We start from the raw sequence: 21372 nt of genomic DNA on the forward strand, positions 1-21372 counted from the left end.
GAAAGGAAGATGTGAATTGAATACAAAAGAATTGATTGAGGAAGCTAAAAAAGCAAGGGATAAAGCCTATGTGCCTTACTCCAAATTTAAGGTGGGGGCTGCCCTTTTAACCGCTGATGGAAAGGTCTATCATGGTTGTAATATAGAAAATGCAGCATACAGCATGTGTAATTGCGCCGAAAGGACAGCTTTATTCAGCGCTTATGCCCATGACGATAAAAAATTCACTAAACTTGCAGTCGTGGCAGATACCGATGGTCCCGTTTCCCCATGCGGGGCATGCAGGCAGGTTATTTCAGAGCTGTGCGAAAAGGATATGCCGGTTGTTTTGACCAACTTAAATGGGGATATTAAAGAACTAACAGTACAGGAATTGCTTCCAGGAGCTTTTTCACCGGAGGATTTGAATGGATAAATTATTTAATGATACACAAGTAAAAGATTACAAATCAGGTTTCATTTCGATTATCGGACGACCTAATGTTGGAAAGAGTACATTTCTGAATCGAGTCATCGGTCAAAAGATCGCCATCATGAGCGATAAACCGCAAACTACAAGAAATAAGGTCCAAGGTGTACTTACGCAAAACGATTCACAAATGATTTTCATCGATACACCTGGCATTCATAAACCAAAGCATAAGCTTGGTGATTTCATGATGAAAGTGGCCACGAATACATTGAAGGAAGTCGATTTGATTCTCTTCATGATCAATGCGACTGAAGGATACGGACGCGGTGACGAGTTTATCATTGAAAAACTTCAATCCGTAAAAACGCCTGTTTTCCTGGTGGTAAACAAAATCGATGCGATGCATCCAGATGATTTACTTCCGATCATTGAAAAATACCAACAGCTTTACCCTTTTGCGGCAGTTGTTCCAATTTCTGCACTTGAAGGAAATAACGTCGAGACATTGCTTGAACAAATCAAGGAACACTTGCCTGAGGGTCCCCAGTTTTATCCGGCTGATCAAGTGACCGATCACCCGGAACGTTTTATCATTTCCGAATTGGTTCGCGAGAAGGTGCTGCACCTGACACGGGAAGAAATACCGCATTCGGTGGCTGTTGTCATCGATTCCATCAAAAAAATGGATAACAGCGACACCATTAATGTCATGGCGACGATCGTTGTCGAACGTGATTCACAAAAAGGCATTGTCATCGGAAAGCAAGGGAAAATGCTTAAAGAAGTCGGCAGCCGTGCCAGAGTGGATATCGAAAACTTATTGGGCTCGAAAGTTTTCCTGGAACTGTGGGTGAAGGTGCAGAAGGATTGGCGTAACAAAGCAAGCCAGCTTCGCGATTATGGCTTCAATGAGAGCGAGTATTAATTAACAAAATTTACGCGTCATGAAAGTTTGGAAAACGGTCAAGCTAATCATATGGTCGGATATTCATATTGCTAGTTAAAAATGAAAGGTGGGCTTTATATGTTGGATTTTACCTGGGAATTATTCACTGAAACAGGTAATGTGGACACCTATTTGCTGTTTAAGGAGATAGAAGTCGAAAGACAGGAAAGACACTTGGTATTGAATGATGAGCTAGCAGAAATTGATTTTCCTGTTTCATAGGATAGCCTTGGCGAGCATGGGTGGTGTCTTGGTATGCTCCAAAAATGTGAGGGCATTGTCATAAGGCGAACTGCATATGGAGAAAATAACAAAATCATTACTATATATACCCGTGAGCTAGGAAAGATTGGCGTTATGGCTAGAGGAGCCAGTAAACCTAACAGCAGGCTTTCTGCCGTCACACAGCTTTTTTGCTCCGGGTATTTTCTTGTAACTACATCAACCGGACTCGGAAGTCTCCAGCAAGGCGAAATGGTCGATTCACTCCGTTTCATAAGGGAGGATCTTTTTGCCACTGCTTATGCTTCTTATATTGTTGAATTGCTTGATAAAAGCGTCGAGGATAAGAAACCGAATCCATATTTGTATGAGTTGCTTTCGCAAACCTTGCATTACATAAACGAAGAATATGACGCAGAGGTATTGAAATTCATTTTTGAAATGAAGATGCTGCCCGTCAATGGGATTAACCCAGTGCTGAATCAGTGTGCTGTATGTGGTGAAACGGAAGGGGAATTCTCCTTCTCACTTCGGGAAGCGGGCTTCATTTGTCACCGCTGCCTAGGGAAGGACCCTTATCATTATAAAATTTCACCTGCAGCCGTCAAATTGCTGCGGATCTTTTATTATTTCGATTTATCAAGGCTCGGAAACATTTCCGTCAAGCCTGAAACGAAAAAAGAACTGCAGAAGATCATCGATGCTTATTATGAGGAATATTCTGGTCTGAATTTGAAATCAAAAAAGTTCCTGAAGCAGATTGATACGATGAAAGATATGTTTTAGGATCTGACCTATTGACATTCCATGCTAGTTTGTATAAAATTCTAATCATCAAAATAAGAAGATTGCGTTGATGGAAAAGAGTATCTGTCATTCTCCATAAAAAGCGAACCCGGGACAGTGGAAGCCGGGATATGGATTTACAGGGAAGGGCGTTTCCGGAGCATGTTGCTTTGAAAAGAGGCCGTTTTATAAACGGCAATTAGGGTGGAACCGCGGGTAAACTCTCGTCCCTATGCATTTCGCATAGGGACGGGAGTTTTTTGTTTGCCAAAATGTGATGGGTTCCGACCTCATTTTAAAAAGAGCCGTTTTAAATAACCTGGAGGTGTACGATGAATATTCAAAATATGATTTTAACGTTACAAAAGCATTGGTCTGAACAAGGCTGCATATTAATGAATGCTTATGATGTCGAAAAAGGGGCAGGAACGATGAGCCCATACACGTTCCTGAGAGCCATTGGACCGGAGCCTTGGAGCGTAGCTTACGTGGAGCCCTCACGCCGTCCTGCTGACGGTCGTTATGGTGAGAACCCTAACCGACTGTATCAGCACCATCAGTTCCAAGTGATCATGAAGCCGTCACCTGACAATATCCAAGAGTTATATTTGGATTCTTTACGCGCTTTAGGGATCAACCCGCTTGAGCATGATATTCGCTTTGTGGAGGACAACTGGGAAAATCCATCACTAGGATGTGCTGGTCTCGGTTGGGAAGTGTGGCTTGATGGAATGGAAATCACGCAATTTACATATTTCCAACAAGTGGGCGGACTTGAGTGCAAGCCGGTTTCCGTGGAAATTACATACGGGATCGAACGTCTCGCCTCTTACATTCAAGATAAGGAAAACGTATTTGACCTGGAATGGACAGATGGATTCACAGTTCGGGATATATTTGGACAGCCGGAATACGAACATTCGAAATATACGTTCGAAACCTCCGACCTTGATATGCTGTTTCAGCTTTTCACGATGTATGAAAAGGAAGCGCATCGCCAAATGGAAGAAGGACTTGTACATCCCGCATATGATTATGTTTTGAAATGTTCACATACATTTAACCTTTTGGATGCCAAAGGTGCCATCTCGGTGACGGAAAGAACGGGTTATATTGCCCGGTGCCGTAACCTAGCGCGCAAGGTTGCCAAAACCTTCTATGAAGAGCGGGAAAAATTAGGCTTCCCGATTCTGAAAGTGAAAGGGGAGAATACAAATGAGCAAGCGTGATTTGTTATTGGAAATTGGATTGGAAGAGCTGCCTGCCCGTTTTGTGACAGCATCAATGAAACAGTTGTCAGATAAGGTGCAGCAATGGCTAACGGAAAAAGCGATTGAATTCGGAACGGTTGAAGCTTTTTCCACACCAAGACGTTTGGCCGTTCTGGTGAAAGACGTAGAAGAGTCCCAAGAGGATATCGAAGAAGAAGCAAAAGGCCCGGCTAAGAAAATCGCTTTGGACAGTGAAGGCAACTGGTCTAAAGCCGCATTGGGATTCGTCAGGGGTCAAGGCATGACTTCAGAGGACATTTATTTTAAAGAACTCAAGGGTGTAGAATATGCCCATGTGAATAAATTCATAAAAGGACAGCAGACCGTTCAGCTTTTATCTGAGCTTGCTGAAATCATCAGCGGCATGACGTTCCCGAAAAATATGCGTTGGGCCAATCAGGAGCTCCGCTTCGTCCGTCCGATTAAATGGCTGATTGCCTTATTCGGCAATGACATTGTGCCATTCAGCATTGCTGATGTGGAAACGGGCCGAGAAACAAAAGGACACCGTTTCTTGGGCGATAGCGCTAGCATCGAACTGCCGGAACTGTACGAAGATACGCTAAAAGAGCAATTTGTTATGGCGAATCCAGATAAACGCCGGCAAGTTATAATGGATCAGATTAAAGAACTTGAGCAGGAGAAAGGCTGGATCATCCCAGTCGATGAAGACCTGCTTGAAGAAGTCAATAATTTGGTAGAGTATCCAACGGTGTTATTTGGAAATTTTGAAGAAGAGTTCCTTGAGCTTCCAGCTGAGGTGCTTATCACATCGATGAAGGAACATCAACGTTATTTCCCTGTTAAAGATCAGGACGGGAAGCTGCTTGCTCACTTTGTAACCGTGCGTAATGGCGATGACCGCCATTTGGATAAGGTTTCTAAAGGGAATGAAAAAGTATTGCGTGCCCGCCTATCGGATGCAGCATTCTTCTACAAAGAAGATCAGAAAAAAGAAATTTCGGATGCTTTGAAAAAGCTTGACAGCATCGTTTATCATGAAGAAATCGGTACATTAGCCGAGAAAACTGCCCGGGTAACTGCTTTGACCGGTGACCTTGCGGATGCTTTGGATTTAAAGGCGGAAAAAGAAATGGCGCTTCGTACAGCGGCAATTGCCAAGTTCGATTTGGTGAGTCAAATGGTTTATGAATTCCCTGAATTGCAAGGGTATATGGGTGAAAAATATGCGCTCTTAAAAGGTGAAGCTAAAGAAGTGGCCGCCGCAATCAATGAACATTATATGCCAAGACATGCGGATGACAATGTACCGCCTTCAGTGATTGGCGCGGTTGTGAGTTTAGCTGAAAAAATGGATACTTTGTCTTCATTCTTCGCTATTGGCGTCATTCCGACAGGTTCCCAGGATCCTTACGCATTAAGAAGGCAGGCGAGCGGTGTCGTCCAAATCCTAGCGGAGAAGAAATGGAATATTTCTCTAGAGGAGCTTATTGTTTTAGGCCTTAAAGGACTGGAATCAAAAGGCATCTTAAAACGTGATCTTGAAGAAGTTAAAGCGGATATGTTCACATTCTTTAAAGCACGTGTCAAACATCTGCTTCAAGAACAGCAAATCCGTTACGATTTAATTGATGCAGTTCTGTTCAATGAGATCGGTTATATCCACTCTATCGTGGAACGTGCACATGTCTTGAATGCTAAAAAGGACGAAGCAGGGTTTAAAGAAAGCCTGGAAGCATTAAGTCGGGTCATGAACATTGCTGTTAAATGTGACAATAAGGTGACAGTTGATCCTTCTGCCTTTGAAAATGAACAAGAAAATGCGTTATATGTAAAATATCAAAAAGTGGCAATCCGTTATATGGAATCTAAAGATGAGAATGAGCGGTTTGAACAGCTTGTTTCGCTACAATCGGAAATAGAGTCATATTTCGAGAATACAATGGTCATGGCAGATGATGAAGCAATCCGTAATAACCGTTTATCCTTAATGAAGGAAATCAGTGATTTGGTTGCAGGCTTTGCTGCCATGAATAAAATCATCCTTACATGATCGAAAGGATGGATGGAAATCGGAAACACTTTAAATAGGGTTTCCGATTTCTTAAAAAGATAATGGTCAATAAATAGGACAAAAATGCCCTTATTAAATAATTTAGTATATAATTATTAAATGAATAAATTTTGTTACTTTACTCTGCGAAAGCAGTGGGGTGGTGATTATAATCCAATTGAACAAGCGTCAGGAGCAAATTTTACAAATTGTAAAAGAAAACGGACCGATTACTGGAGAACATATTGCGGATAAATTGAACCTAACCAGGGCGACACTTCGTCCAGATCTAGCCATTTTAACGATGGCAGGTTTTCTTGATGCCAGGCCGCGAGTGGGGTATTTTTATACAGGCAGGTCAGGGACACAGCTTTTGACCGACAGCCTTAACCATCTTTATGTACGAGACTACCAATCGATACCCGTCGTTGTTGACGAGGGCATTTCCGTATATGATGCAATCGTCATGATGTTTTTAGAAGATGTCGGAACAATGTTCGTGGTCGATAAGCATGCATTGCTAGTTGGTGTCTTATCAAGGAAAGACTTGTTGCGTGCGAGTATTGGGAAACAAGAGCTTAACTCCATTCCAGTCAATATCATCATGACTAGGATGCCCAATATTACAATGTGTTCAAAAGAAGACCTTTTGATTGATGTGGCCAAAAAATTGATTGATAAACAAATCGACTCATTACCGGTCGTCAAAGACACAGAAAAAGGCTATGAAGTGATTGGAAGGATTACAAAAACCAATATTACGAAAGCATTCGTAGCTTTGGCTGATGAAGGCTATTAGGGGGCTTGCAAAAGGAATGACGGAGAATATGAACGGTTCTATTATATATGTTGTATCGGATTCGGTAGGGGAAACAGCGGAATTGGTTACAAAAGCCGCTGCAAGCCAGTTCTCGGGATCTGCATTTTCCATAAAGAGAATTCCGTATATTGAAGATGAACAAAACGTGGATGAAGTGATATCACTGGCTAAGTTGGATGGGGCAATCATTGCTTACACTCTTGTGAAGCCGGCTATTAGAGCGTATATGAAAGCACAGGTCGAGAAAGAAAATTTGTCTGCTTATGACATTTTAGGGCCGCTCATGGACATCCTTGAGGAAAGGGCGCCAAAAGGGCCGCTTAATGAACCTGGTCTTGTAAGAAAGCTGGATGATGACTATTTCAAACGTGTGGAAGCCATTGAATTTGCCGTAAAATATGATGATGGACGTGACCCTCGGGGCATTTTACGTGCAGATATCGTCCTTGTCGGTGTTTCACGCACTTCCAAAACGCCGTTATCACAGTATTTAGCCCACAAACGATATAAGGTCGCGAACGTACCTTTAGTGCCTGAAGTGGAACCTCCAGAAGAGCTGTTCCTGGTACCTCCTGAAAAATGCATTGGTTTAAAGATCAGCCCGGAAAAGCTGAACCATATTCGTAAAGAACGATTAAAGTCGCTTGGGCTTAATGATCATGCGATTTATGCAAATGTGGAGCGCATAAAAGAAGAATTGACATACTTTGATACCATCATATCAAGGTTGAACTGTCCTATCATTGATGTAACCAATAAAGCTGTTGAAGAAACAGCCAATTTGATAATCAATATTCTTCAAAACAAAAACCGTTAATCCTTATAAGTAAGATAAATCAAGATGTGAGCTAGGCACTTTATGTGTCAGCTCACATTTTAATGCCAAGGTTAAATAGGGAATAAAAAGAATAAGTTCAAAAAAATTACATAAAATTCCTCGTTGTGTTCAACCGTTAAATCCTTTGATTTGCATGAAAACAAAAACGGAATTTAAATGTTGGCATCTTCTAAACAAATAGACTATAATAAAAAATTGTGAGAAAAAAGTAATCTTAAGGTTTAGACTTAATTAATAAGGAATAAACTAAAGGTTAATGAGATGTCAAGGTTTTTATCATAAAAATAATTCGACATGTTCCGTATAATTCAGGAGGGGCTGGTCTTTTTCAAGGCAAAAGATGTGCTTTCACTTAAATGAGCAGGTATTCCTTGGAGAATAATGTGTGCTCTTTTAGAGGAAACTCTCTGGAACAATGCTGAAAATTCACCATATCTTCATAAAGTTTAGGGGAGAAAAAGGATTATGCAGAAAGATGTAGAATTAGAAGTTATGAATAATAAACCTACGATACACGTCGATGCCGATGCATGCCCGGTGAAAGACGAAATCCTTCATTGTGCAAGTTTGCACGATGTTGAAGTCTGTTTTGTTGCATCATATAAAAATATGATGAATAACCCTGAAGGTAAATGGGTATATGTTGATGCAGACAAAGAAGCGGCAGATCTTTATATAGTAAACTCAGTAAAAAAGGGTGATATTGTCGTTACTGCAGATATTGGTTTGGCTGGAACCCTGCTTCCGAAAAACGTTTATGTCCTTTCGCCAAGGGGAAAAGAATACACGGACGAGAATATTTTCATGCTCTTGGATATGCGTTATCAGTCGGCGAAACTCCGCAGGCAGGGTAAGCATACAAAAGGGCCCAAAGCATTCACGAAGGAAGATCGTGCATGTTTTACAAATAAACTTTTGAAAACATTGTCGAACTTTGCAGGGAATTAGGAAACAGTATCGAATTAAAAACTATCACCAATATTGCAAGGTGGAAAAATGATAAATGGCCGTATAGAAGATGAGAAAATTAATCAAATTCGTGAAGCAGTTGACATTGTTGATTTAATTGGAGAGTATGTCCAGTTAAAGAAGCAGGGCCGCAATTACTTTGGCCTATGTCCTTTTCATGGTGAAAACTCGCCCTCGTTTTCCGTTTCTACGGAAAAACAAATCTTTCACTGTTTTGGTTGCGGGGCAGGGGGAAATATTTTTACCTTCTTAATGGATATAGAAGGCTACAGCTTTGTGGAATCTGCAAAAGTTTTAGCCGAAAAAGGAAATGTTCCTTTGGATGTTGAAATCAATAAGGATTCCAAGCGTTCTAACATGCCGGCAGGCTCGCAGCAAATGGTTGAGGCACATGACCTGCTGAGGAAGTTTTATCATCATCTCCTCGTTAATACGAAAGAGGGGCAGGATGCTCTCGAATATTTACTTAAACGCGGGTTTACTGAAGAGACGATAGAAAAGTTCCAAATTGGCTACTCTTTGGATTCATGGGATTTCGTGTCCAAGTTTCTTTTAAAACGCGGGTTTCCGGCGGAATACATGGAGCAGGCAGGGCTTATTATTTACAGGGAAAAAGACGAGTCATATTTTGACCGTTTCAGAAATAGAGTCATGTTTCCAATTATGGATCATCAAGGAAATACGATTGCATTTTCAGGAAGAGCGATGGGGGACGATGAGCCCAAATATTTGAATAGTCCTGAAACGCCAATCTTTAATAAAAGTAAAACTTTATATAATTTCCATCATGCAAGACCACACATACGAAAGAAAGAACAAGCAGTCATTTTTGAAGGCTTTGCCGATTGCATTTCAGCTGTTGGCGCAGGTGTGGAGAATGCTGTCGCTACAATGGGTACTGCCCTGACGGATCAGCATATACAGCTTTTAAAAAGAAATACTGACCAGATACTTATATGCTACGATTCGGACTCTGCGGGATTGAACGCTGCCAATCGTGCAGTTAATATGCTGCAGGACCACGAATTTTCCGTGAAAGTCGCTCTCATGCCTGATAACTTGGACCCCGATGACTACATAAAGGAATTCGGTGAAAAAAGCTTTGTTTCTGAAGTAATAGGGGCCAGTTTAACCTACATGGCATTCAAAATGCATTATTTGCGTCGAGGGAAAAATGTAAATAATGAAGGAGATCGAATTCAATATATCGAAGAAGTCCTTAAAGAAATTTCACGATTGCCAAATGCAGTGGAGAGGGATCATTATCTTCGGCAGCTATCCTCTGAATTTTCCCTATCATTGGATGCGCTGGAACAGCAGCAGCGTCAGGTGTTCTTTACGGAACGCAAGAAGGGGACACTGCCGCAGCCTGCAGCCCAAAAGCAAATGTCCCTGCAATATGAGCATAAATTAAAGCCTGCTCACCATAATGCTGAAATGAAGTTGATCGCCCATATGCTAAAAAGCAGGGATACGACTTTCAAAATTCAGCAATTGCTTGGACAAACGGTCTTTCATGTAGATGAACATCAGGCAATCATCACCTATTTATATGCGTTCTATGAAGATGGACACGAACCGGATACAAGCTTTTTCCTTACTTATTTACCGGATCCAAACTTGAGAAGGATCGTTTCGGAAATAGAAATGATGTCAGTGAATGAGGAAGTTACCGATAAAGAACTGACCGATTGTATAAATCAAGTGTTGAAATATGAAAAGTTGTTAAAGATAAAAGAAAAACAAGTTGAAGAAAAAGATGCAGTTAGGCGAAGTGATTATGTCACTGCTGCACAAATTGCCATGGAAATCATTAAATTGCGTAAATTGTTGTAGTCGTTTAGGTGTAAGTCCTGGAAGGAGGGGAACTAATGGCTGAAAAACCAGCACGTTCCAAACAAGTTGATAATGAATTTAGCCTTGAACAGGTGAAAGAAAAATTACTAGAGCTAGGTAAAAAACGAGGCTCTTTGACTTTAGAAAAAATCGCTGAAATGATTGGCGGTTTTGAATTGGATTCCGATCAAATGGATGAGTTCTATGAGGTGTTAGCAGAAAATGGCGTCGAAATACTCACTGATGGTGAGGAAGACGAGGATGAAGATGATCCGGATGAGAAGAAGCTTGCAAAAGAAGAAGAGTTTGACTTAAATGATTTAAGTGTTCCTCCTGGCGTTAAAATCAATGACCCAGTACGCATGTACTTAAAGGAAATTGGTCGGGTCGACCTTTTATCGGCAGAAGAGGAAATCTCTCTGGCGACGAGAATCGAAGATGGGGATGAAGAAGCGAAACGCCGTTTGGCAGAAGCTAACCTTCGTCTTGTTGTCAGTATCGCCAAACGCTATGTCGGACGCGGAATGCTTTTCCTTGATTTGATTCAAGAAGGTAATATGGGACTTATCAAGGCAGTGGAAAAATTTGATTACCGCAAGGGATTCAAATTCAGTACGTATGCAACATGGTGGATTCGCCAAGCGATAACCCGTGCCATTGCCGACCAAGCTAGAACGATCCGGATACCGGTGCATATGGTGGAAACCATCAATAAATTGATCCGTGTCCAAAGACAGCTTCTTCAGGATTTAGGACGTGAACCTTCTCCGGAAGAAATTGCGGAGGATATGGACTTAACACCTGAAAAAGTTCGTGAAATCTTGAAAATAGCTCAGGAACCGGTTTCATTGGAAACGCCAATAGGTGAAGAAGACGATTCACATTTAGGTGATTTCATTGAAGACCAGGATGCAACTTCTCCATCGGAGCATGCTGCATATGAACTATTGAAAGAACAGCTTGAAGATGTATTGGATACTCTTACTGACCGTGAAGAGAACGTCTTGAGACTCCGCTTTGGCCTTGATGATGGCCGTACCCGTACTCTTGAAGAGGTAGGTAAAGTATTTGGGGTCACCCGCGAGCGTATCCGTCAAATCGAAGCGAAGGCGCTGCGTAAACTGAGACATCCAAGCCGCAGCAAACGCTTGAAAGATTTCCTGGAATAGAATATATGCCCTTCACAGAGCCCTCTTTGAATGCCCAGCGTTCGGGAGCGGCTCTTTTTTTAGTTTCGATGTAAAAATATCCTGCAAGGACAATGATTACCCATTCAATGTAGAAAATTGTAAAAGCTAAGTCGTCAAAAGAAATGATCATCATGAGGATGTGAGATTCATGGATGAGATGAGAAAGAAAATCATCATTCAAGAAATAAACTCCTGGAAGGAAAGTCGTATGCTTCCGGAGCAATATTGTAATTATCTGCTAGCATTATACTGTCAAGGCGAAATGCCGCCATCCAATTCTGCTAAAACCGGGAGCGTAAAAAACGACATCTTTTCCGGGGTGTTGATTGGAGCCCTTTTTGCATTTATTGTATTTTTGAATTATTTTACTGAAATACCCATAAGAATGCAAATGCTTATGACAACAATTTCAATTCTTGTCTTTGGGCTGGCGGTCCGCCGCTTTACCGGCAGGAAAATCATTTTTCAAATGGCCTTGATGGGCATGGCGCTATCTTTGCTTTTATTAACAGTCAGTTTTGCCGAATTCATGGCGCCCGGCAAAGTGAGTATCCTTTATATTTTCTTGTTCATTAATTGCGGACTTTGGATTTTAATGGGCAAAAAACTGAAGCTGCTCCATTTTTCCATTGCGGGAGGCTTGGGAGCATTGGTCATTCTTTACTTTTTTTTAGTAAATTCTAGCGGTTTTAATTAGTAGTTTTAGGGTATTATTAAATATATGTAAGAAAAAGTAAAAGTGTTTGGAAATATACATAAGTTTTTGACAATTTTAAGAAATTATATAATATCTTCTATTTTTGGGCTTTTACTTGAAACCCTTTTCAAGTAAAATAATATATAGCTGTTTGTATATAATATTAAATATGGTAAGTTTAGGTTCTACATAGGGGAGGGAATACTATGAATCGCAATCCAGTAATGCCTTTTATTATTATCATGGTTTTTGGTATTGGACTTATGTTTTTACTTTCGTTTAAAGGTTTGGGTGATGCCAAAGATCTTGCTAAGGAAAAAGAGGGCGGCGGAAAGACAGAAGAAACAGAAAGTGCCTCAGCATCACCTGAGGACATCTATAAGCAAAACTGTATCTCTTGTCATGGTAACGCCTATCAAGGCGGCGTCGGGCCGGCTCTAAAAGGAGTTGGCGATCGTCTGTCGGTTGACGAGGTCAAAGACGTGATCACTAATGGACGAGGTGCGATGCCATCAGGTTTAGTCGAAGAACAGAACATTGACGCCATGGCCGAATATATTCATGGACTGAAATAATTCATGAAACTGACTCAAGAAATCGTTGGAAAGCGAACTTTTTGAGTCAGTTTTTATTTATTCAGAAAAGGAGATTCCAGATGGGAAGTTTCTTTTGCCCACTGATAGAAAGAGTCCTTATTCTCCTTTCTGTAATTTTCCGATTGAACTTGGTATAATCGAAAGGGAAACGAATTATAGTAAGACATTATTTGAATTAAGAGAGTTGATAAATATGAACCATGAAAAACTATCGATGAGATTAGAACGTGTTGCCATACATATACCAAAAGGAAGCATCCTTGCAGATATAGGTTCCGATCATGCTTATTTGCCGTGCTATGCTGTGACTAACGGCTTGTGTGACAGCGCAATAGCAGGTGAGGTTGTAGAAGGGCCATATCAGTCAGCACGCAAGCAAGTTGCAATGACGGGGCTTGGAGACAAGATAGAGGTCCGTAAAGGAGACGGGCTTGAAGTATTGAAGCCCGATGAAGCGACTTGCATAACGATTGCGGGCATGGGAGGTACTTTAATATCAAGTATATTGGAAAGCGGAAAAGGAAAACTCGGCAAGGCAGAAAGGCTTATTCTTCAGCCTAATGTCGGTGCAGCGAATGTTCGCAGCTGGCTTATTGAAAACGGCTTTGAACTTATTGGAGAGGAAATCCTTGAGGAAGATGGGAAAATCTATGAAATCTTAATTGCTGAAAAAGGGGACCCGCTCCGCCCTTATCGGGTAAACAAGCAAGCAGGCCTCACGTTCGGTCCATACTTAAGAGAGCAATTCAGTGACATTTTCATAAAAAAATGGCAGCTAGAGAAAAAACATTTGGAAAGAATCATCGAACAATTGGATGAAAGCGGAAGAAGCGGACTGGAAACGAAGCGCAACGAATTAAAATCCCAAATTTCCGTAATTGAGGAGGTGCTTAAAGGGTGAAGACAGTGAATGGTCACAAAATCATTGAAACGTTTGAACAATTCTCCCCAAAGCATTATGCAATGGAGGGAGATCCGATCGGGCTGCATGTAGGTCAGCTCAATAAGCCAGTTACTAAAGTGCTGATTGCCCTTGATGTGCTGGAAGAGGTTGTAGACGAAGCGATAGAACATGGCGCGGAATTGATCATCGCTCATCATCCGCTTATTTACCGACCTTTGAAAAGGATCGACACAAACACTGCTGGAGGCCGCATCATCGAAAAGCTGATCAAACATGATATCGCTGTTTATGCTGCACATACCAATTTGGATGTTGCTAAGGGCGGAGTAAATGATTTACTTGCCGAAGCGCTACAATTGCAGGACACAGAAGTATTGATTCCAACTACCGAGACAGCTCTAAAGAAATTGGTCGTATATGTTCCAAAGGCCGACGCACAAAAGGTGAGGGAAGCCATAGGTAAGGCGGGGGCCGGAGCGATCGGGAATTACAGCAATTGTTCGTTTTCCGGGGAAGGTACCGGACGCTTCTTGCCAGGTGATGGCAGTGAGCCGGTAATTGGTTCGCAAGGAAAGCTTGAAGAAGTAGCTGAAATGCGGGTCGAAACGATATTTCCGGAAAATATCGAGAAGAAAGTGCTAGCTGCGATGATCAAAGCCCATCCATATGAGGAAGTTGCTCATGATATATATAAACTGGAGAATAAAGGGGAGTCTCTTGGCTTAGGGAAGATCGGTGTACTTCCAGAAGAAATGACACTTGAACAATTTTCCGAACATGTGAAGCGGACACTTGATGTTGAAAAGGTGCGTGTCGTTGGTGACTTGCAAAGCCCAATCAAAAAAGTGGCCGTGTTGGGCGGAGATGGCAATAAATATTTTACGACAGCGAAATTCAAGGGAGCTGATGTATACGTTACAGGTGACATGTATTATCATACAGCCCATGACGCGATGATGCTTGGATTGAATATCGTGGATCCAGGCCACAATGTTGAAAAGGTGATGAAAAAAGGGGTGGCACGAATCCTTGAAAAAATGTGCCGCGAAAAGAACTACGATGTGGAATTCATTCCATCCAGGCTGAATACAGACCCTTTCCGTTTCATTTAAATATCACGAAAAAGGCAGCCAATAGTGGCTGCCTTTCTTTTTTTCATTTCTTCACTTTAATCTTAGGTAAAATTTTATGCAATGGCGTTTTCTTTTCGGTATTCCAAGTCGATTCATCATTTGCTTCATATTGCTCCAGAAATGCGATAACTTCCTTCGTGATCGGAGTAGGTGTTGAAGCTCCTGAAGTGACGGCAACTGTTTCTGCATCTTTTAGCCATTCAAGGTTCAGCTCGGAAATGTCAGCGATCCGATAAGCTCTCGTGCCGGCAATCTCTTGGGAAACTTGTGCAAGGCGGTTTGAATTATTACTCTTGGGGTCTCCGACAACGATTAAAACATCAGCTTCGCCAGCTTGCTCGGCAACCGCTTCTTGGCGAACCTGTGTCGCTAAACAAATTTCCTTATGGACTTCGGCATGTGGAAACTTTTCCTTGACCTTATCCATGATATCCAATACATCCCATTGGCTCATCGTTGTTTGATTGGTGACAATGATCTTATCACTATTCAATGTCAAGGCTTCCACATCTTCATCCTTTTGAACCAGGTGAACGACATCGGGAGCAACTCCGACAGCACCCTCTGGTTCCGGATGGCCTTTTTTGCCAATATAAATGATTTGATAGCCTTCCGCTTGTTTTTCCCGAATTAAGTCATGTGTTGCGGTAACATCGGGACATGTAGCATCGAGTGTGACAAGACCTTTTTTCTCGGCGATCTTCCTAATCTCAGGTGAAACGCCGTGAGCAGTAAAGATGACGGTTCCGCTGTCCACCTGTTCGATGATATCGTTGCGGTTGCTGCCGTCCAACGTGATGATGCCTTCTTCTTCAAACGCATCCGTCACATGTTTGTTATGAACAATCATTCCTAAAATGTAAATGGGACGTGGCAAGGTTTTATCTAAAGCCGCATTACGGGCGATGACCATGGCATCGACAACGCCATAACAATAGCCGCGCGGGGAAATTTTAATTACTTTCATCTATGTGTCCTCCTTCAAGGCAAGAAACTCTCACTTTTTATACCTTTCTATTATATAAGACCATAGATGATATTACAAAACATCATATTTACATAAAATCAGTTATTGGTAAATTTTTTGAAGCCTTTATATATAGAGCTTCGGACCGGATGACCTTTCCCTTTTGGTTTCGGTACGGACTTGGGCTATGGGGTTAGCCTCATTAGCTTCTTCTTTTTTCTTCGAATCCGTTTTTACCTCAATGTTTTTTTGTGCCTCAACATTTGGCTCGCTTTCAACGGAAGCTCCCTGATCCTCGTTATCACCGGCTGATGAAATGCTCCGGAAAACTTTCCACATGGAAGGAAGGTTTTTAATCACTGGTCCGTACTGTTCCACCATAGGCGTGAATTGTTCCGCCGCTTGTAACACTTTTTGCGTGTTGGAAAGCATGTTATTAAGGGACTCGGGGTTTTTTAATGTTTCTAAGATACCGCCTCCGCTGCTTCTTGAAGATCCGCTGCTTCTTGAAGAACTTTGGTTAGAGGAAGCGGCTGGCGCAAATAAATTTGGCGAAGCTGCTTTTTGTTTCGACTTACCGAGTATTTTTGACAATAACCCTTCTTTCTTTGCTGGCCGCATCTCCTGCCGCTGCGGCTGGTTGAAAGGGCCGCGGTAACCTTGAGGTCCCTGTGGCACTTGCCGTCCGTTTTGTACCATCGGCCGCTGCATCTGCTGATAAGGGTGGGGGATTTGCGGTGACTGTCTGAATGGTGCAGGGTGCTGCTGCATCCTTCGGCCATTTGGTGGTGGCTGAAAACCGGGTCCGGGTTGACGATTTCTATTTGGGAACATAGGTTTCACCTCCTCAGATATTATATGCTGGTGTAATCTTCTATATAAATTATGCAACTCGACAAAAAAGGTTTGAGGAAAGAGTGACTGGGCAGTTGTGAAGTAACCAGAAAGAAGGTAAGATGGTAACGGTAGTCTTTTAGCTCCATGTCTGCGGGGGATACGCTATGACCAGGACAGGGGCTTTTCGTTTGCAAGAGTCCATTTTAAGAGAACTAACCTCAGCGCTTGCGCTATTGTAAAGTAATGGGTCACATTGAAAAAGTAGATGGCCTGCCCCATTATGGGTCAATCCCTATTTTCTTCACGAGCAGCCCAGGCGCTTGCGCTTTTTGTGTAATCCAGTTTCAGCGCCTAGCTCGTTGTGAAAAAGAGGATCGCCCTCATAAGGCAAAAAGCGCCTTATGGGTCAATCCTTATTTTCTTCATGAGCAGCCCAGGCGCTTGCGCTTTTTGTGTGAAATTTATTATAATAACAGGACATGTCTAATGACTGACAGGATAAAGGAGTTTTTTGATGAAACAAAATCAATTTGAACGATTTAATTTGAAAAGCTACATTCTAGATGCGGTTCGTACTTTAGGGTTCGATAAGCCGACGGAAATTCAAGAACGCGTGCTTCCGTCGCTTTTAAAGGGAAGTAGCTTAATTGGACAGTCGCAGACAGGAACAGGAAAGACACATTCCTATTTGCTGCCGATCATGAACAGGCTTGATGCCGGTAAGAATGAAGTTCAAGCGATTATTTCCGCACCAACCCGTGAGTTAGCGAACCAAATCTACAAAGAAGCTTTGAAAATTGCTGACCATTTCCCTGAGGATGAGCAGATTCAAGTCCGTTGTTTCATCGGTGGTACTGATAAACAGCGAATGATAGATAAATTGAAGACACAGCCGCAATTGGTAATCGGTACGCCGGGCCGGATCAAGGACTTGGTTGAAGCTCAGGCATTACAGGTGTATACAGCTAAAATGCTTGTAGTCGATGAAGCGGACCTTATGCTAGACATGGGATTCATTGAAGATGTCGATTTATTTGCATCACGTATGGCTGAAAAGATACAAATGCTTGTCTTTTCGGCAACGATCCCAGAAAAATTGAAGCCGTTTTTGAATAAATATATGGAGAATCCAAAGTATGTTCAAGTGAATCCCAAGCAGGCGACCGCTTCGAAAATTGAACATGTTCTTATACCGCTTCGTCACCGTAACAAAGAGCAGTTACTTCATGATATCATCGTTCGTTATAATCCATATTTGGCGATTGTTTTCACGAACACAAAGAAAATGGCGGATCATGTGGCTAATTCTTTGAGCGAAAAAGGATTGAATGTCGGTCGTATTCATGGGGATTTAACGCCTCGTGAGCGTAAAAAAATGATGAAGCAAATCAATGATTTGGAATATCAATTCATCGTTGCGACAGATCTCGCTTCCCGTGGAATCGATATTGAGGGTGTAAGTCATATCATTAACTATGAATTGCCTTCAGATTTGGATTTTTATATCCATAGGACGGGTAGGACGGCTCGTGCCGGATATTCAGGCATTGCCACTACCATTTACGATACTTCTGATGAAGATTCATTGAACCGTCTTGAAAAAATGGGCATTCAGTTCCGGGATGCCGATATCCAAAATGGTGATTGGGTTGATATCGACGAACGTAATAAACGGAAAAACCGAAAAAAACAAAAATCTGATATCGATGTTAAAGCGAGCAGGCACGTCAAGAAGCCAACTAAAGTCAAGCCTGGATACAAGAAGAAAATTCAACGTGATGTGGAAAACTTTAAAAAACGCGAACGTCGTATACAGAGAAAGAAATAGGGGAGAAATCAGATGCTGAAGATTGGATCGCATGTTTCAATGAGCGGGAAAGGTATGCTTCTTGCTGCGAGTCAAGAAGCGGCTTCGTATGGCTCCAACACATTCATGATCTATACAGGGGCCCCTCAAAACACGAGACGTAAAAAAATCGAGGATTTAAATATCGAAGCCGGAAGACTGCATATGGAGGAGAATGGAATCAGCGATATCGTAGTCCATGCTCCGTATATCATTAATATAGGAAATACCACGAATCCAGCCACATATGAGCTTGGAGTCAACTTTTTACGCAGCGAAATCGATCGGACCGAAGCGATTGGCGCCAGGCAAATCGTACTTCATCCAGGTGCGCATGTTGGTGCAGGCAGTGAACTGGGAATCAAGAGAATCATCGAAGGTTTGAATGAAGTGCTGACTGCCGACGATAAAGTTCAGATTGCCCTTGAAACGATGGCGGGTAAAGGTTCTGAATGTGGCAGGTCTTTCGAGGAGCTGGCGATGATCATTGATGGTGTAACCCATAATGAAAAATTATCGGTTTGCTTCGATACTTGTCATACTCACGATGCCGGATATAATATCATCGAGGATTTTGATGGCGTACTGAATGAATTTGATAAATTGGTCGGTGTTGACCGCATCAAGGTCCTTCACATAAACGATAGCAAAAACGAATGCGGCACCCGCAAGGACCGGCATGAAAACATTGGATTTGGTCATATTGGTTTTAAGGCGTTGAATGCTATTGTCCATCATCCGCAATTAAGCAGTGTTCCGAAAATCCTGGAAACACCTTATGTAGGGGAAGACAAAAAAGACAAAAAGGCACCATATAAATTTGAAATTGATATGTTCAAGAATAATCAATTTGATGAAGATTTATTGGATAAGATCAGATCTCAACAATAATCATAATAGGACGATTCATCGAAAAAGATGAATCGTCCTTTCATTTGCAATTGAATTAAGTATGCTCAAATAAAGACTGAAGCTGGCTTAAGTTCTTTAAAAAGTGGAAGTAAGGTTGTTGAAGAGGGATTCTATTTCCCTGGCTGTGCTTGCTCCGGCAACTTTTGTAATTTGACCAAGCACGTTCTGTCTTTGACGTATATCAAAAATGTTAATATTTTTACCTGCTAGAAGTGCAGTGATATCCTGTGCTTGTTTTTGAGTGAGTGCAACCTTATGCTGTTTAGCAAGTGAAAGCAGTTCATCGGGGCGAATACTGTTGATTTTATGATTGACCATCATTTCAAATAATTTCAAACGATCTCCTCCTTTGTTAAAACATATGAAGGAGGAAGACGTATGTGAACATGAAACTTTGTTTGATTACAGGAAGTTTGGTTCAGCTCACATTTTTTTGTGGTTCTGGGCGTACCGGCACTTGTTCAGAGGACCGGATTCTTTACATCTGGCCTTCTTTGATTTATACTAACGATTGTTAATCGTAATGATTCTTAAAAAAAAGGTGATCTCTTTGGATAATGTAGTAAACCCCATAGTTAAATTTGAAGATATATCTTACAAATATACAAAAGATCTAGTGCTGGAACATGTTTCGCTTGAAATTCCTAGAGGGGCCTTCTTAGCAATCGTTGGGCCGAATGGATCCGGTAAGTCGACGCTTTTGAAGTTGCTGCTTGGTCTGTTCAAGCTCCAAAAAGGAAAGATTGAAATATTCGGGGATGACATACGACGGTTTAAAGATTGGCAAAAGGTCGGTTTCGTATCCCAAAAGGCGAACTCCTTCAACTCTGGGTTTCCTGCCACAGTTTTTGAAGTAGTTCAGAGCGGGTTGACCAAAAAAATCGGCTTGTTTAAGTTTGCAGGCAAAGAGGATAAGCAAAAGGTGAAGAAGGCTCTGGAATCCGTGGATATGCTTGAATATCAGAACCGCAATATCGGGGAATTGTCCGGAGGCCAACAGCAGCGGGTGTTCATAGCCCGTTCACTGGTCAGCGAACCGGAACTGATGATATTGGATGAGCCTACGGTTGGCGTTGATTCAAAACACGTCCACCAATTTTATGAAATGCTTGAGATGTTGAATGAAAAATTAGGAATAACCCTGATTTTAGTAACCCATGATGTTGGTACTGTGACCGATAAAGTCACACATGTAGCCTGTTTAAATAAAAAGCTTCATTTTCACGGGGATGCCTGTGAATATAATGAGTTGGATGAAGGTGAGCTCTCGTCCATTTATGGACATGGAGTCCAATTTTTAAATCATGATCATTAATATGTTTTGGAGGATAGCCCAATGATATCGGGGATATTGCAATTTGAATTTTTGCAGAACGCTTTCTTGACCGGGATCATCATCGGAGCGATTGCGCCATTAGTGGGCGTTTTTGTCGTGGTAAGGCGGATGTCGATGATTTCCGATGCGCTCAGTCATGTGGCGCTTGCTGGAATAGCGTGTAGTTTATTGCTGCAGAAGAGCTTTCTATCTTTAGCAGGATTGAATCCGCTTTATATAGGAATGGCATTTTCTGTAGGTGGTTCATTATTCATTGAAAAATTAAGAGGGGTGTACAAGCATTATCAAGAGCTTGCAATCCCGATCATAATGTCAGGCGGCATGGGTCTTAGTGTCATTTTCATATCCATTGCAGATGGTTTCAATACCGATTTATATGGTTATTTATTTGGAAGTGTCAGTGCCGTCAGTCGGGCGGACTTGTATGTCATTTTGGCAGTGGGGATAGTCGTAGCCTTGATGCTCACCCTGTTGTATAAAGAATTATTTCTGTTATCTTTTGATGAAGAGCATGCGAAAGCGTCTGGAATACCTTATAAAGCGATTCATTTTATTTTTATCGTCATGGTCGCATTGGTCATTGCCGCTTCCATGAAAATCATTGGCATATTACTTGTTTCTTCGCTCATGACTCTCCCGGTAGCTGCCAGTCTCCGCTTTGCGAAAGGTTTTAAGCAGATGATTGGTTATTCGGTATTATTCGGTGAAGTTTCCGTCATAGGCGGATTATTCTTATCATACAACCTTGATCTCGCTCCTGGCGGGACCATTGTAGTAATAGCTGTACTAATTCTCATCTTGTCAATTTTGTTTGATAAGTGGAAAAATCGATAGATGGGG

Annotated in this window: 22 protein-coding genes and 1 other annotated feature; of the genes, 19 read left to right on the top strand and 3 right to left on the bottom strand. The window is 41.8% G+C overall.

Features of this window, described 5'->3' with window-relative positions:
* Positions 1-16 precede the first annotated feature (16 nt).
* From ACFVS1_RS04605 to ACFVS1_RS04675, 15 genes are all read left to right on the top strand, one after another.
* Entirely contained in the window at positions 17-415 is a 399-nt protein-coding gene (locus tag ACFVS1_RS04605) for a cytidine deaminase (protein WP_214743874.1), read from the top strand.
* Positions 408-1337 (top strand): GTPase Era, encoded by a 930-nt coding sequence (era, locus tag ACFVS1_RS04610; RefSeq protein WP_241589830.1) that lies wholly within the window; start codon positions 408-410, stop codon positions 1335-1337. Before ACFVS1_RS04605 ends, era begins: the two co-directional genes overlap by 8 nt.
* A gap of 99 nt (positions 1338-1436) precedes the next feature.
* Entirely contained in the window at positions 1437-1580 is a 144-nt protein-coding gene (locus ACFVS1_RS04615; RefSeq protein WP_076365246.1) for a YqzL family protein, read from the top strand.
* A gap of 33 nt (positions 1581-1613) precedes the next feature.
* Complete coding sequence (recO, locus tag ACFVS1_RS04620; protein ID WP_352919843.1) at positions 1614-2366, top strand: DNA repair protein RecO; 753 nt, start codon at positions 1614-1616, stop codon at positions 2364-2366.
* Positions 2367-2424: 58 nt separating this feature from the next.
* Positions 2425-2601: a binding site (T-box leader), on the top strand.
* Positions 2602-2698: 97 nt separating this feature from the next.
* Positions 2699-3595: a glycine--tRNA ligase subunit alpha gene (gene glyQ, locus ACFVS1_RS04625; RefSeq protein WP_034308488.1), complete on the top strand. Its 897-nt coding sequence runs from the start codon at positions 2699-2701 to the stop codon at positions 3593-3595.
* Positions 3582-5651 (top strand): glycine--tRNA ligase subunit beta, encoded by a 2070-nt coding sequence (glyS, locus tag ACFVS1_RS04630; RefSeq protein ID WP_387545331.1) that lies wholly within the window; start codon positions 3582-3584, stop codon positions 5649-5651. The genes glyQ and glyS overlap by 14 nt, the downstream gene beginning before the upstream one ends.
* A gap of 160 nt (positions 5652-5811) precedes the next feature.
* Positions 5812-6450, top strand: a complete 639-nt coding sequence (ccpN, locus tag ACFVS1_RS04635) for a transcriptional regulator CcpN (RefSeq protein WP_352919849.1) — start codon at positions 5812-5814, stop codon at positions 6448-6450.
* A 28-nt stretch (positions 6451-6478) separates the two neighbouring features.
* Positions 6479-7288 (top strand): pyruvate, water dikinase regulatory protein, encoded by an 810-nt coding sequence (locus ACFVS1_RS04640; protein ID WP_101223470.1) that lies wholly within the window; start codon positions 6479-6481, stop codon positions 7286-7288.
* Between the two features lie 513 nt (positions 7289-7801).
* Positions 7802-8257, top strand: a complete 456-nt coding sequence (locus ACFVS1_RS04645) for a YaiI/YqxD family protein (RefSeq protein WP_101223469.1) — start codon at positions 7802-7804, stop codon at positions 8255-8257.
* Between the two features lie 51 nt (positions 8258-8308).
* Positions 8309-10114, top strand: a complete 1806-nt coding sequence (dnaG, locus tag ACFVS1_RS04650) for a DNA primase (RefSeq protein WP_241589932.1) — start codon at positions 8309-8311, stop codon at positions 10112-10114.
* A gap of 35 nt (positions 10115-10149) precedes the next feature.
* Positions 10150-11283 (top strand): RNA polymerase sigma factor RpoD, encoded by a 1134-nt coding sequence (rpoD, locus tag ACFVS1_RS04655; RefSeq protein ID WP_034308477.1) that lies wholly within the window; start codon positions 10150-10152, stop codon positions 11281-11283.
* A 169-nt stretch (positions 11284-11452) separates the two neighbouring features.
* Entirely contained in the window at positions 11453-12001 is a 549-nt protein-coding gene (locus ACFVS1_RS04660; RefSeq protein ID WP_352919852.1) for a hypothetical protein, read from the top strand.
* Between the two features lie 206 nt (positions 12002-12207).
* On the top strand, positions 12208-12576 hold the full coding sequence (gene cccA / locus ACFVS1_RS04665; RefSeq protein ID WP_352919855.1) for a cytochrome c550: 369 nt from the start codon (positions 12208-12210) through the stop codon (positions 12574-12576).
* Positions 12577-12790: 214 nt separating this feature from the next.
* The gene (locus ACFVS1_RS04670) at positions 12791-13498 is read left to right on the top strand and encodes a tRNA (adenine(22)-N(1))-methyltransferase (RefSeq protein WP_387545336.1); all 708 of its coding nucleotides are present in this window, start codon (positions 12791-12793) and stop codon (positions 13496-13498) included.
* A complete protein-coding gene (locus tag ACFVS1_RS04675) occupies positions 13495-14613 on the top strand; it encodes a Nif3-like dinuclear metal center hexameric protein (RefSeq protein ID WP_387545339.1) in 1119 nt (372 codons plus the stop codon). Before ACFVS1_RS04670 ends, ACFVS1_RS04675 begins: the two co-directional genes overlap by 4 nt.
* A gap of 43 nt (positions 14614-14656) precedes the next feature.
* On the opposite strand, the gene ACFVS1_RS04680 is transcribed toward ACFVS1_RS04675, so the two are convergent.
* Together ACFVS1_RS04680 and vrrA are read right to left on the bottom strand one after the other, a co-directional pair.
* The gene (locus ACFVS1_RS04680; RefSeq protein ID WP_048685698.1) at positions 14657-15601 is read right to left on the bottom strand and encodes a 4-hydroxy-3-methylbut-2-enyl diphosphate reductase; all 945 of its coding nucleotides are present in this window, start codon (positions 15599-15601) and stop codon (positions 14657-14659) included.
* 126 nt (positions 15602-15727) lie between these two features.
* Complete coding sequence (gene vrrA / locus ACFVS1_RS04685) at positions 15728-16435, bottom strand: VrrA/YqfQ family protein (RefSeq protein WP_387545342.1); 708 nt, start codon at positions 16433-16435, stop codon at positions 15728-15730.
* 517 nt (positions 16436-16952) lie between these two features.
* On the opposite strand from vrrA, the gene ACFVS1_RS04690 reads away from it, so the two are divergent.
* Entirely contained in the window at positions 16953-18266 is a 1314-nt protein-coding gene (locus ACFVS1_RS04690; protein ID WP_098369785.1) for a DEAD/DEAH box helicase, read from the top strand.
* A gap of 12 nt (positions 18267-18278) precedes the next feature.
* Positions 18279-19175, top strand: coding sequence for a deoxyribonuclease IV (locus ACFVS1_RS04695; RefSeq protein ID WP_352919868.1), 897 nt, complete (start codon positions 18279-18281; stop codon positions 19173-19175).
* 96 nt (positions 19176-19271) lie between these two features.
* On the opposite strand, the gene ACFVS1_RS04700 is transcribed toward ACFVS1_RS04695, so the two are convergent.
* Positions 19272-19532, bottom strand: a complete 261-nt coding sequence (locus tag ACFVS1_RS04700) for a DUF2624 family protein (protein WP_063233031.1) — start codon at positions 19530-19532, stop codon at positions 19272-19274.
* Between the two features lie 214 nt (positions 19533-19746).
* Here ACFVS1_RS04700 and ACFVS1_RS04705 point away from each other — a divergent pair, with 214 nt between their 5' ends.
* Positions 19747-20511 carry a metal ABC transporter ATP-binding protein gene (locus ACFVS1_RS04705; RefSeq protein WP_352919872.1) on the top strand — a complete coding sequence of 255 codons (765 nt, stop codon included), beginning with the start codon at positions 19747-19749 and terminating at the stop codon, positions 20509-20511.
* A gap of 21 nt (positions 20512-20532) precedes the next feature.
* Entirely contained in the window at positions 20533-21366 is an 834-nt protein-coding gene (locus ACFVS1_RS04710) for a metal ABC transporter permease (protein ID WP_241589821.1), read from the top strand.
* Positions 21367-21372 lie beyond the last annotated feature (6 nt).

It is taken from the genome of Peribacillus sp. NPDC058075, assembly GCF_042885195.1.
Classification (GTDB): Bacteria; Bacillota; Bacilli; order Bacillales; family DSM-1321; genus Peribacillus.